At 53.8% G+C, this 13,382-nt stretch carries 11 protein-coding genes; 7 read left to right on the top strand and 4 right to left on the bottom strand.

The window, feature by feature from the left end; genetic code table 11:
- Positions 1–131: 131 nt before the first annotated feature.
- The 7 genes from EYB31_RS11400 (at position 132) to EYB31_RS11430 (ending at position 8,864) form a co-directional block, all read left to right on the top strand.
- The gene (locus EYB31_RS11400; protein WP_165452351.1) at positions 132–1,835 is read left to right on the top strand and encodes an ABC transporter substrate-binding protein; all 1,704 of its coding nucleotides are present in this window, start codon (positions 132–134) and stop codon (positions 1,833–1,835) included.
- A gap of 61 nt (positions 1,836–1,896) precedes the next feature.
- Complete coding sequence (locus EYB31_RS11405; RefSeq protein WP_131013449.1) at positions 1,897–2,883, top strand: ABC transporter permease; 987 nt, start codon at positions 1,897–1,899, stop codon at positions 2,881–2,883.
- A 156-nt stretch (positions 2,884–3,039) separates the two neighbouring features.
- A complete protein-coding gene (locus EYB31_RS11410) occupies positions 3,040–3,894 on the top strand; it encodes an ABC transporter permease (protein ID WP_131013450.1) in 855 nt (284 codons plus the stop codon).
- Positions 3,895–3,916: 22 nt separating this feature from the next.
- On the top strand, positions 3,917–4,930 hold the full coding sequence (locus EYB31_RS11415) for an ABC transporter ATP-binding protein (RefSeq protein ID WP_131013451.1): 1,014 nt from the start codon (positions 3,917–3,919) through the stop codon (positions 4,928–4,930).
- A complete protein-coding gene (locus EYB31_RS11420) occupies positions 4,884–5,837 on the top strand; it encodes an ABC transporter ATP-binding protein (protein WP_131013452.1) in 954 nt (317 codons plus the stop codon). Before EYB31_RS11415 ends, EYB31_RS11420 begins: the two co-directional genes overlap by 47 nt.
- 34 nt (positions 5,838–5,871) lie before the next feature.
- A complete protein-coding gene (locus EYB31_RS11425) occupies positions 5,872–7,548 on the top strand; it encodes a sulfatase (protein ID WP_131013453.1) in 1,677 nt (558 codons plus the stop codon).
- Positions 7,545–8,864, top strand: coding sequence for a sulfatase-like hydrolase/transferase (locus tag EYB31_RS11430; protein ID WP_131013454.1), 1,320 nt, complete (start codon positions 7,545–7,547; stop codon positions 8,862–8,864). The genes EYB31_RS11425 and EYB31_RS11430 overlap by 4 nt, the downstream gene beginning before the upstream one ends.
- Before the next feature lie 233 nt (positions 8,865–9,097).
- Here EYB31_RS11430 and EYB31_RS11435 read toward each other — a convergent pair whose 3' ends face one another.
- The 4 genes from EYB31_RS11435 to EYB31_RS11450 are packed head-to-tail and all read right to left on the bottom strand — an operon-like array spanning position 9,098 to position 13,184.
- Positions 9,098–9,463 (bottom strand): response regulator, encoded by a 366-nt coding sequence (locus EYB31_RS11435; RefSeq protein ID WP_131013455.1) that lies wholly within the window; start codon positions 9,461–9,463, stop codon positions 9,098–9,100.
- Positions 9,464–9,492: 29 nt separating this feature from the next.
- On the bottom strand, positions 9,493–10,704 hold the full coding sequence (locus EYB31_RS11440) for an EAL and HDOD domain-containing protein (RefSeq protein ID WP_131013456.1): 1,212 nt from the start codon (positions 10,702–10,704) through the stop codon (positions 9,493–9,495).
- A gap of 35 nt (positions 10,705–10,739) precedes the next feature.
- Positions 10,740–11,384 carry a GGDEF domain-containing protein gene (locus EYB31_RS11445; protein ID WP_131013457.1) on the bottom strand — a complete coding sequence of 215 codons (645 nt, stop codon included), beginning with the start codon at positions 11,382–11,384 and terminating at the stop codon, positions 10,740–10,742.
- 30 nt (positions 11,385–11,414) lie between these two features.
- Positions 11,415–13,184, bottom strand: a complete 1,770-nt coding sequence (locus EYB31_RS11450) for a methyl-accepting chemotaxis protein (protein WP_131013458.1) — start codon at positions 13,182–13,184, stop codon at positions 11,415–11,417.
- Positions 13,185–13,382: the final 198 nt, after the last annotated feature.

Genomic DNA, 13,382 nt, shown 5'->3' on the forward strand with positions numbered 1-13,382 from the left:
CAATAGGCCAAATAGCATTTCGGGTCCACAATTGCAGAAATAGTCATCTTTACGAAGCGGCGTCGCGGGACATAAGATCGGATTGCGGCAATGAAGCTGCGGCAGACCATCGTTCGAGGAGGTTTTTGGGCATGAAACGTTTTTTTGGAAAAAGCGGCATTGCAGCGGCGGGTACGGCTATCCTGCTGGCGGCAATCGTAACGGCATGCAGCGGAGGCGGGGGGAACAGCGGTACGGCGGCGCCAAAAGCAAACAATACGGCGGCGGAAAGTCAGCCTGAGAAAAAAGAACCGCCGAAGGCAGCGGGCGCTCCGGTTACATTTGCGATGTCGGAGGTTATCAATCCGGAGCAGGTGACCAACTTTAACCCGTTTCTGGCAACGGGCAACTGGAATACGATTTTCGATTACATGTTTGATCCGCTGCTGTACTTTAACCCGGTGAAAGGCAACTTGATTCCGCGCCTGGCGGAAAAAGAAGGGACATGGTCCGGCGATCAGAAAACGTATACCGTCAAGCTTAATATGAAAGCCAAATGGCACGACGGACAACCGCTTACGACGGACGATGTGTTGTACACATTTAACGCGCTGAAGGACAACAAAGTGCTTGACCGCTATTTATTATGGGACAAAAACCGGCTGCAGGAAGTGTCTGCGGAAGGCAAAGACACCATCGTCTTTAAGCTCGGCGACAAATTTCCGTCGCTTCCTTATTATTTGACGACCGTGTCGATTGTGCCCAAACATCAGTTCGAAAAGGAGAACCCAACGACTTTTTTAAACAAAACACCGATCGGTACGGGAACGTTCAAGTATAAATCGTTAAATGACAGCGCTATCATCTTGGAGAAAAACCCCGATTATTTCTTGGGAGCGCCGCAGATCGATCAACTGCAGGTCAGCCGCTTCAACAATTCGTCGACCTTGACGTTGGCTTTGGAAAAAGGCGATGTGCAGATGTCGGCCGGAACGTTGGCGATGCCCAGTGTGCCGAAGCTGCTGGAAAATCCGAACAATAAAATGCAGGTATATCCTGGACTCAGCACATATGCCGTTATCATGAACAACGAAAAGCCGGGTTTGTCCGATCAGGCGGTGCGCAAAGCGATCCAGCAGGCGATCGACCGCAAAGATTTGATTGAAAAAGGCGAAAGCAACGGCGTATTTCCGGCCAACCCCGGGTTCCTGTCGTCCGTGTTCGGAGAGATGACAAACAGCAAACTGCTGGACGATCCGGCGTTTGGCTTCAACAAAACTGCCGCCGCCAAGTCGCTGGAGGACGCCGGTTACAAGAAAAATGCCAAAGGCATTTACGAGAAAAACGGCAAACCGCTTTCGTTTACGTACCACATGGCCGCCAACGCCCCGGCGCAAAACAAAGAGGGAGCGATGATTACACAGTGGTTAAAAGAGGTGGGCATTGAAACGACGGTGAAGCTGGTTACTTGGCCTGAGTTGACCAAACTGCTGATGTCGGGCGATTACGACCTGCTGCAGAACGGTCTGAACACGCCGCCCGATCCGCAGGCGTCGCTGGAAGTATTCCACAGCAAAATGACAGCGCCGACCGGAACGAATACGCCGGGCTTGAACTATATGCGCTTTAAAGACGCTGACGTGGACAAATGGCTTGATGAAGCCGCCTCCGCCGATCCGGCCAAGCGCAAGGAGTTGTATTTCCTTATTCAGCAGCGTATTGCCGAGAAAGCGCCAATCGCCGTTATGTACAATGTAGGGGGACATGTGCCTTACCGGGTGGAATCTTTTACCGGATATAACGAAAGCCTTCCGGTGTACTCCGCGCTGTCCTTGAAAGACGTTAAGAAAAAATAATTGCTGTCTATGCGGGCGGGCGGCCCGGACAAGGCCGTCCGCGTAAGGAGGACGCTTCCGATTGAGATACAATGCGGCTTATTTTGTGAAAAGAGTCGGTTTCGCCTTGATTACGTTTTATGTTGCAATTACGCTTAATTTTTTGCTGCCCCGGCTGATGGGGGGCAATCCCGCCGATACGCTTGCTTCCGATAAAGCGTTGGGCTCACAGGAAATTGCGAGTGCCCTGAAGGCGCAGTTCGGGCTGGAAAATCCGAGCTTGTTATACCAATACGGGCAATATCTCAAGCAGCTGCTGCAGGGCAACATGGGCATCTCTTATGTCAATTATCCGTCCCCGGTAATGGAAGTGATGCTGAAGGCGCTGCCGTGGACGATCGGCACGGTGCTGACGGCAACGCTCATCAGTTATCTGATCGGCTGGCTGATCGGTATCCGCGGTGCGTGGAAATCCGGCTCGGTATTCGATAACGCCTCGCTGTTTACGGCATTTTTTCTGAATGCCGTGCCTTATTTCTGGATCGCCATTTTATTTGTGATGATTTTTGCCTTTTATTTGGGCTGGTTTCCGCTTGGGCAGGCGATCGATCCGAGCTACGACAGCTTTACCGCTTGGGGAAAGCTGATGTCGATCGCAAGCCATGCCTTTTTACCTGTTTTCACACTGGTGATCGCTTCGCTTGCCGGACACATCTTAGTGCTGCGCAACAATCTGATGCGGGTGCTTTCCGAAGATTACATGCTGCTGGCCAAAGCGAAGGGGTTGTCGGAGAGACGGCGGAAATATATGTACGGGGCGCGCAACGCGCTGCTGCCTTCTTTTACCGGATTGATGATGACGCTTGGGCATGTCATCGGAGGAGCGATTACGACGGAAATCGTGTTTTCTTATCCGGGTGTCGGGCTGGTCACATTTAATGCGATATTAAGCCACGATTATCCGCTGATCCAAGGCGCATTCCTGTTTATTGCCGTGTCGGTCATCTTGTTTAATCTAATCGCGGATTTGCTGTATCCGCTGATCGATCCCCGGGTTGCTATGCAGTAGCGGCAGGATGCGGGTCCGTCATTTGCCGCAGGCGGAAGGAATCGCCGAAGAACGGTTTGCGGCCAGCTCATCCATGATGGGGGAGTCAGTGTCGCGGCGAGCTGCCCGGCAACATACATTCGCCAGTTTGGCCTATTTTACAGCAAGGAGGCACATATGGAGCGTACGCGGCTTTTTTTTCAACGCTGGTTTCCCGGGTTTAAGGGGAAGGCGGGTCTCATCATTATCGTTTGTTTTGCGGTTGTCGCTGTTTTCGGACCTCAGCTTGCTCCGCATCCGATGAATTTTATCGGCTTTGACTCGTGGCTTGCGCCTTCCGGCGAGCATTGGCTTGGCACGGACAGCTACGGCCAAGATGTGCTGAGCCAGATGATTTACGGCACGCGCACTTCGTTTCTTGTCGGTATCGTCGCCGGGCTGATCACAACCGTCATCGGTGTCGCTGTCGGGCTTATTTCCGGCTATAAGGGCGGGTGGATCGGCGAATCGCTGATGCGCGTTGTTGATTTGTTCCTGATTATACCTACGCTCGCGTTAATGATTATTTTGGCTTCGTTTCTGCCGTCGATCGGCCTTGTCAGCACAATCCTGATTATCGGGCTGCTCAGCTGGCTGTATATGGCCCGCAGCATCCGCAGCCAGACGTTGTCCGAGCGGGTGAGCGGTTACGTTGAAGCGGGGCGTATGGTCGGCATGTCCGATTGGGAAATCATGTTCCGGGAAATTATGCCCAACATGATTCCGGTTATTTTGGCCAATCAGGTGCTTGTAACAACGCAGGCGGTGCTGGCGGAAGCGGGCTTAAGTTTCCTGGGGCTCGGCGATCCGACCAGCGTCAGCTGGGGCACGATTCTGTCGCTGGCCAACGCCAACAACGCCGTCTTGTTTAAAGCGTGGTGGTGGATTATTCCGCCCGGGCTGTCGATCGCGCTGCTCTGTTTTGGCTTTATCCTGATCGGCAACGGCATTTTGGACAAATATCAGGCCAACCGCGGCAATGCGGCGTTATAACATAACGGAAGGGGAGAGCGGCTTGACCGACTTGTTGCAAGTAGACCGGCTTCGCGTGGAATACGCGTCCGGCCGCGGCTCTGTCCGGGCCGTTGACGACATCAGCTTTACGATCGGCAAAGGCGAAATCTTCGGGCTGGCCGGCGAATCCGGCTGCGGCAAATCGACGACGGCGTTTGCCGTTGCCCGGCTGCTGCGCCCGCCGGCGCGGATTGCCGGAGGCAGCGTCAAGCTGGACGGAACGGAGCTTACCGGGCTGAGCGATGCGCAGTTCGACCGCATCCGCTGGTCGCGGATGTCGATTGTCCTGCAGAGCGCGATGAACAATCTGAATCCGGTGATGAAAATCGGCGACCAGCTGGCCGACTCGATACTGGCGCATCAGCCGATGACGATGAAGGAAGCGTACGGCGAAGCCAAAAGGCTGCTCGAACTGGTCGATCTGCCGTACGACCGGCTGGGCAGCTTTCCGCACGAGCTGTCGGGCGGCATGAGGCAGCGGGTCGTGATCGCGATGGCGCTTGCGCTGAATCCGAGCCTGGTCATCATGGATGAACCGACGACGGCGCTTGACGTGGTTGTGCAGCGGGGCATTATCCGCAAAATCGTCCAGCTTCAGCAGAAATTCGGCTTCTCGATTTTGTTCATTACGCACGACCTGCCGCTGATGCTGGAAATGTGCGGAAGAATCGGCATCATGTATGCCGGCAAGCTGGTGGAGACGGCGGACCGGGACAGCCTGCTGAGGCATCCGAAGCACCCGTACACGCAGGGGCTGCTGAATTCGTTTCCGTCGCTGACGGGACCGAAAAGCAAGCTGATCGGCATTCCCGGTCACCCGCCGGATCTGATTACGCCGCCTCCGGGCTGCAAGTTCCATCCGCGCTGCAGCCATGTTTTGCCGGTATGCAGCCGCATTGTGCCGGAGCTGCGCTTGCACGGGCGGCAGGATGTCTCCTGCCATTTGTATACGGAGGAGGGAATCGGGCATGAGCAAGCCTCTGCTGCAAGTGAACAATCTCAGCAAAGTATTTGAATCGGGAGTGTGGCCCCGCAAAAAGACGTTTTCCGCCGTGCACGATGTCCGTTTTCGTTTAAGCGAAGGCGAGGTGCTGGCTATCGTCGGCGAATCCGGCAGCGGCAAAAGCACGATTGCCCGGATGATTACCCGGCTGATTCCGCGCAGCGGCGGAGATATCGTGTACAACGGCGTATCCGTGGACGACGCCAAGTTGTCCAGGGAGCTGCCCCGGCATGTGCAGATGATTTTTCAGGACCCGTTTGCGGCGCTGAATCCGCATCACAAGATCGGTTATATCATCGGCAGGGCGCTTGAGGTGCAGCACGCCGGCGGAGGCGATACGCGGAGCAAGGTGATTTCCCTGCTCAATCAGGTCGGGCTTACGCCTGCCGAAGATTTTATCGACAAGTACCCGTATCAGCTGTCCGGCGGCCAGAAGCAGCGGGTCATTATCGCCAAGGTGCTTGGCCTCGATCCGAAAATTATTGTCGCCGACGAGCCAACCTCGATGCTTGATGTATCGATCGGCATAGGAATTATGAATCTGATGCTCGAATTAAAAGAGAAGCACCGGCTGTCGTACATTCTCATTACGCACAATCTGGGCAGCGCGAGATACATGGCCGACCGGATTCTGGTGATGTTCGGCGGGCAAATCGTGGAAAGCGGACCTTGTGAAGAGGTCATCGCCGATCCGAAGCATCCGTATACGAAGCTGCTGCTGCAATCGTCGCCGGACCCATGGCGCGCGCAGCAAGGCGATGCGGAGGAGCCGGTTGAGCCGCAGGGCGGCCCGCTTCCGCAGGAAGGCTGCCGCTTCCGCCACAGGTGCCCGCATGCGGCCCAGGCATGTGCCGCCGGGCCGATTGCATCGTTCCGGCTGGACGAGGAACGCGAGGTACGCTGCGTGATGTACGGTTAGAAGGCAGGGCAGGGCCAAGAAAGGAGCGATCTATATGCGCGCGGTAGTTGTTTTATTTGATTCGTTAAACAGGCATATGCTTCCGCCTTACGGGGGTAGTGGCGTTCATGCGCCGAACTTTGAGAGGCTGGCGCGGCACTGCGTCACCTTCGACAACGCTTGGGTCGGGAGCATGCCTTGCATGCCGGCAAGGCGCGATCTGCATACCGGCAGATACAATTTCCTGCACCGCAGTTGGGGGCCGCTGGAGCCGTTTGACGATTCGTTTGTGACTATGCTCAAGAACAGCGGCGTATACACACATCTGGTCAGCGATCATTACCATTATTGGGAGGCGGGCGGCGCTACGTATCATACGCAGTACAATTCGTGGGAATTTTGCCGCGGCCAGGAAGGCGATCCGTGGAAAGGCGAAGTCGGCGATCCGGATATTCCGGAGCATGTCGGCAGCTTTGAAGGGCATCGCGGCGCCTTGTTCCGCCAGGATTGGATCAACCGCACCTACATGCAAGGCGAAGCCGGGCATCCGCAGACACAGACGTTTGCGCAAGGTCTCGAATTTATCCATACCAACGCCGTTGAGGACAACTGGCTGCTGCAAATCGAAGCGTTTGACCCGCACGAGCCTTTTTTCTCTCCGCAAACGTACAAGGATTTATATCCTCACGAGTATGCCGGCAAGCACTTCGATTGGCCCGCCTACAAGCGTGTGACCGAAACGCCGGAGGAAGCGGAGCATTGCCGATACGAATACAAGGCGCTGCTGAGCATGTGCGACGCAAGCCTGGGCAGGCTGCTGGATACGTTCGACAAGCTCGATTTGTGGAAGGATACGATGCTGATCGTTTCCGCGGATCACGGATTTTTGCTGGGAGAGCATGATTGGTGGGCAAAAAACACCATGCCGTTGTACAATGAGATTGCGCGTATCCCGTTTTTTATCTGGGATCCGCGCACCGGCCGCAGCGGCGTCAGGAACAACAGTCTCGTGCAATGGATCGATGTCGCGCCGACGCTGCTTCAGGCGTACGGGCTCGCAGCGGCCCCCGATATGCGCGGCGTAAGTTTGGCGGAAACGCTGGAGGACGGCAGGGCTGCAAGATCCGCGGTGCTGTTTGGTTATCACGGCGCACATGTCAACTGTACCGACGGCCGTCATGTGTATATGAAAGCGCCAGAACGGGCCGACAACAAGCCGTTGTACAACTACACGCTGATGCCGGCCAATATGGGCAGCATGTTTGGCGTGAAGGAGCTGCAGCATATCGAACTTCAGGAGCCGTTTGGTTTTACCAAAGGGGTGCGCACGCTTAAGATACCGGCAGCCACCTATATCGGAGCGCATGGTATGGGCACCTTGCTGTACGATATCGAGGCCGATCCGGGGCAAAATGCGCCGATTGCGGATGAGGCAACGGAGCGGTTGATGCGCCGCCGCCTGACCGAGCTGATGCGCGAGCACGAAGCGCCCGTCGAGCAATACGAGCGTCTGGGGTTAACCGCGCAAGCCAGCCAGGCTGCCGTGTTTGCCGAGACAAACGCTTCTGCGCAAACGGCCGCCGCCACACATACCGAAGCGGCGGGAGGTGCTTCTGCCGCTCCCGATGGGACAGGTTCATCCGCCGACGTTACAACTGCTGACGCCGTTTCGAAGCTTGGCGGTACGGCCGAGCCGGCCCCAGATATCACGAAAGGATCTGATGGATTTTGAACCGGAAAAATATTATCATCATTTATTGCGACGATTTGGGTTACGGCGATTTAAGCTGCTATGGCTCGGATACGGTCAGAACGCCGCATCTGGACGACTTGGCGGCGGGAGGCGTGAGATTCACGAATCTCTATTCCAATTCCCCGGTTTGCTCGCCGTCCCGGGCTTCTTTGCTAACCGGGCTGTACCCGGCCAAAGCGGGAGTGACGGGAATATTGGGAGGCAAGCGCGGCACTCACGGCTTGCCTGCGGCCAAAACGACGATTGCCGCGGCCTTGAAGGCGCACGGATACAGCACGGCGCTGGTCGGCAAGTGGCATCTGGGCACGGCAGCCGACAACAGCCCCAATGCGCACGGCTTTGACGAGTTTTTTGGCTTTAAGGCCGGTTGTATCGATTATTATTCGCACATTTTTTATTGGGAGCAAGCCGGGGGCGTTAATCCGGTTCACGATTTGTGGCACAACGGCGAGGAAGTATGGGAAAACGGGCGTTACATGACGGAGATGATTACGGAGAAGGCAGTCCACTTCATCGAACGGGAGACAGCCGGACAGCGGCCGTTTTTCCTGTACGTGCCTTATAATGCGCCGCATTATCCGATGCATGCGCCGGCCAAGTACATGGAGCGTTTCGCCCATCTGCCGTGGGACCGTCAAGTGATGGCCGCGATGATCTCCGCCGTGGACGACGGCGTAGGCGAGCTTGTCGCCGCTTTGAAGCGGCAAGGCGTCTACGAGAATACCGCCATTTTCTTCTCCAGCGACAACGGGCCGTCCGTTGAAGCGCGCAACTGGCTGGACGGAACCGAAGATCTGTATTACGGCGGCAGCGCCGGCATATTTAAGGGCCATAAAGGCAGCTTGTTTGAAGGCGGCGTCCGCGAACCGGCGATTTTGAGCTGTCCGGGCGTCATTCCAACCAATCAGGTGAACGACGGCACGGCGATGATGATGGATATGTTCCCGACCTTGCTGGAGCTTGCCGGTTTACCCGCGCCGGAAGGCATAGACGGGAGAAGCCTGCATGCAGCTGTGACAGGTACGTCCGAAGCGGCTTCAAGCCCGCATGAAGAAGTATATTGGGAATACAACGGCCAGCTTGCCGTCCGTAAGGGGGACTGGAAGCTGGTGCTGAACGGCAGGCTGGATTTTGGCAGGCCGGTGCCTGATGCCGTTCATTTATCCAATGTGCAGGACGATCCGGGGGAACGGGTCAACGTCAAAGATCAGCATCCCGATATGGCCGAGCAATTAACCGCTCTCGCTAAAGCATGGTATGAGCAAGTGGCCGGAATCGAATATACGTCGTCATAAGCAGCAAACATTCCTTAGCCATCGTAAGATCGCTGAAAAGGCCGCGTGGCGGGGTTCAATTCCGCCATGCGGCGCCAGGACGCGCAATCGGGATTTGCGCGTGTGGGAAAATGTAACTTGATTGTGCACATCATACTGTAAGCTCGGCGATTGTCCCCGAATTTCTCGCTTGATCCCGCATGCAGCGGGTGAAACTCGGGGACAATCGCCGAAAGCAGGCTCTTCGCAACACCTTATGTCAAACGCAGCACCTTGTTGATCGAGGCAATGACCCGGTCGTTTTGGAATGGCTTGACGATAAAATCTTTTGCCCCCGCTTTGAGCGCATTCAGAACCATCAACTGCTGGCCCATGGCGCTGCACATAATAATTTTGGCTTGCGGATCAAAGGAAATGATTTGTGTCGCGGCTTCGATTCCGTCTTTGTCGGGCATGGTGATGTCCATTGTCACCAAATCGGGCTTATGCTGCTTGTACACGTTGACCGCTTCTTCGCCGTTCGTGGCTTCGGCAACAATTTCGTGTCCTTGTTCCGTAAGTATGTTTTTTAACATCGTGCGCATAAAAGCCGCATCGTCCACTACCATGATTCTAGCCATCTGCATCCTCCGTTCTGTCCCATTGGAGCCTAATGATGCATCTCCATGACCCATTTTAGCGATTGGATATATAACTTCATAACGGTTTCCTTATGTAACGCCTTCATCAACGGCCGGTTGTCCAGGCGCTCCCAGTCCGCGGCTTCAAGATCAAGCGCAGCGTCCAGCACCTGCCTGAACACATTGTCCTGCCCAAGCAGAGCGTCCCTGACCTCGCCGGTAAAAGGCAGTTCCTGCACAATCTGGGCCATAGGCCGGCGCAGCAGCACGTCGATCGAAGCAAACATGCCTGTCAAAAAAAACTCAAAATGCTTCTGCTTCATCCCCAGCTCAATCGCCAGCAGCTCCATCAGCTTGCCGCGGATTAAGGAGGTTTTGACAAGCTCCTGATTGTCGGCGTTTTGCTTCTCCTGAAGCAGCAGCAAATACATCCATTTTTTGATTTCCTCGATGCCAAAACGAACCAGCGCCTGCTTAATGGAATAAATCTGTTTCCTGGAGCCGTAAGCTACCGAATTGGCGATTTTCAGCAGCTTATACGACAACCCAAGGTCCCTTTCGATAATCTCGGCAATCGGCTGGTAATTCGGTTCGTCTTTGCTTAATTCGTTGACAATTTGCAGTATGCTTGCGTGCAAGCCGCCGATTTCTTTTCCTTTTACAATAACCGGCTTGCTGAAAAAGTAACCTTGAAACAGATCGTAACCGGCATCAAGCGCCGTCTGAAATTGCTCCCTTGTCTCGATTTTCTCCGCCAGAAAGCGGAGGGGGTATTTACTTTTGTAGGAGCTGATCATCTGGCGCTGCTTGTCCGGCTTTACGGCCGGATACTCCACTTTGATCAGGTCGGCGATGCCAAGCAATGGCTCGTAAGTTTCATCGAAGACAAAGTCGTCCAGAGCCAGCATATAACCGTTGTTTTTTAAGTTCCTGCAGGCCCGGATGACGTCCGCCGTCGGTTTCACCCGTTCCAATATTTCCACGACAATGCTGTCTTTGGGCAGCAGCAGCGGGATTTCGTTCACCAGCAGCTCCTCGGAAAAATTGATGAACGCTTTTGTTCCGCCCGTCAGATCGTTAAGCTGAATGACCAGAAAAGCATTGTTGATCAGCTCGGCGGTCGCCTGCTGGTCGTCGTTTCCCTCATAATAATTGTTGGAACTTCTTCGATAGAGCAGTTCGTATCCGTACGTGTTCATATTCCGGTCAAAGATCGGCTGTCTTGCCGCGTAGACTTCCATTCTGCATCCGCCCCCGATACAATGGTAACTTGCTGTTAGTCGCTGCGTGCTTCTCTTTTCATGGCTGATTTGTTCGAATACATCGCTTTGTCCGCCCGGCTGATCAGCAGATCAAGCTGATCGCCGTCCCGTGGAAACAAGGAAAAGCCTGCTGACAGCGAAATATCGAAAGTCATCTTTCCGGATAAGGAATCCGTTTCTTGATGCAAAATATCGTGCGTCCGCCGGAGTTCTTCGCTGCTGCGAAATGTATGGATCACGATAAATTCGTCTCCACCCCAGCGAATGACATGTTTGGGGGTGCGGAACACGGCGATGAGCAGGTCCGATACAAGCTGAAGCACTTTGTCGCCGGTGTCATGGTTGAACGTATCGTTTATCGCTTTGAAGTTGTTGATATCAACGACAAACACGGCTAACAGGGAATCTTTGCGGGATGCCTGCCTTCGCAATCGGTGGAAAACTTTGCTCGCAATCCGCCGGTTGTACACACCGGTCAGGACGTCTTTTTCCGACGTATATTTGACCTTATCGAAGTAAAAACCCAGCACCCACGCGAAGACCAAACCTCCCGTCAGCAGGGCAAGAAGACCCGCAGGGACGTCTTCGACAACCGTGAGAAAGACGAATGTATTGCCAATTGCAATCGTCAGCAGCACGCCGCGTCCCCAGTATCCCATGATCCATAATCCTCCTTTGCATTCGCGGCATTATGCAATCTGGAACTGATGAGCCATCGTTTTTAATTCGCTCGCCATCTGTTGAAGCGAATGGGAGGAGTGGGAGATTTCCTCCATTGTGGCGATTTGTTCTTCGGTGGCTGCGGAGATCATTTCCGAGCTTTCGGCCGACTTGCTGGCAATGCGGTCCAGTTCCTGCAAGGATGCGTAGATTTGCTCCGAACTCGCCGACATTTCTTCCGCCGCCGCCGATGCTTCTTGGATTTGCTCGACAACGTTGTGGGCGGCTTCCACGATTTTTTCAAATGCTGTGCCGGTTTGTTCAATTACATGAATGCCTTGTTGAAATTCGTTGATGCCGGTGACCGTGGAACGGGAAGCGGAGGCGATATCGGACTGTACTTTGGCAATAAGCCCGTTGATTTGCTCGGACGAGCTTTTGGACATTTCCGCCAGCTTTTTTACTTCCAATGCCACTACGGCAAAACCTTTGCCTTGATCTCCCGCTCTGGCCGCTTCGATGGAGGCGTTTAAGGACAACAGACTGGTCTGAGCGGCGATATCCGTGATGACGGTCACGATGCCGCTGATTTCCCGGGAGCGAAGGTTGAGCGTATCCATAACCTTGGCGATATTGTCTACCGCCAGCTGCACGGTCTGCATTTTGCCTATCGACTGCGCGATCAACTGATACCCTTGTTCCGCCTCATTTTTGGAGTGCACCGACGTTTCGTAGGCTTTGGATGATGTATCGGCAATTCGCTGAATCCCCTGAGCCATTTCTTCCATAGCTTTGGAGCTTTGCTCCGTGCTGAGCGCCTGTGTTTCAATCCCCGAGGCAATATGCTGGGTGGACTCGGCGATATGTCTGGAAGCTTGCGTTGTTTCTTCAATAGAAAACTGCAGCGTCTGCGCAGACACGGAGACTTGGTCCGAGCTATGTATGACTTGCTTCACAAGCGATCTTAAGTAGCTGCTCATCGTATTGAAATCGTCGGCAAGTTTTCCGATTTCGTCCCTATTTTTGATGCTCAATCCTTCCGAGGTCAAATCCCCGGCTGCAACTTTCCGCGCTTCGGCCGCGATGTGGATAATAGGTCTTGCCATATGGTTGGCAAACAGCCATACGCCGATCGCTCCCAGAATAATGCAGATGGCCACAGTGCTGACGGTCGAATATAAAATCCGGATTTGCCCTTGATTGTAATCCTGGTAATAAGAGCCGGCGACAACAATCCAGTTCCATTCGGGAACCTGCAAGGCGTACGTGATCTTCAGCGCTTCCTTGTTGCTGCCCGGCAGCGGCCAATTGTAAAAAGTAAATCCGCCGCCGTTTTGCCCTTGCTTGATGACATCTTGGATGTAATAGAAGCCGTCGGACGTTTTTTTGTCCCACATATTTTGCCCTTCCAGCTCGGGATGCGCGATCAGATCGCCTTTGTCGTTAATGATGTAATAATATCCGTTTGGTCCTAAGTCGATATTGCGGTTTACCGCTCTTGTGCCGTCCTGCTGTTTTGCGCCAAGCACGAGGAGCTTGATGTCCTCTTGCGCCTGAGGTAAGGTGAGCTGGCCGTTTTTGACCATTTCATTTAATTGTTTGACGTTCTGGACCATCAGCTTTACGCTGTTCTCCAAATTTTTCTCGATGAGCGCGTCTGTCTCTTCTTTGGCTCCGGAGTAACTCATGATTGCGATGATGCAACTGGGCGTCAACAGCAGCAGCATGCAGAAAAGCAGCATTTTCTTGCGGATGGTCCAGTTAAATTGCCAAACAGCCGTTTTGCCCGTGTGTTTCATGTGATTTCCCCCTTTGCGATATGTAAAAATAAGAATAAATCATTCCAAGTAAACCACTGTTGATTATTAGGAAAATATGCCTATATAAAATAGTTCTTTATACCCAAATTATAGTCGCGATGTTTGCAAAAAGAAACACATTGTTGTTACGAATTTGTTAAATTTCGACAAATAAAAATAAAGCCCTTTCGATTTCCC

Source organism: Paenibacillus thalictri, assembly GCF_004307995.1.
Lineage (GTDB): Bacteria > Bacillota > Bacilli > Paenibacillales > NBRC-103111 > Paenibacillus_AF > Paenibacillus_AF thalictri.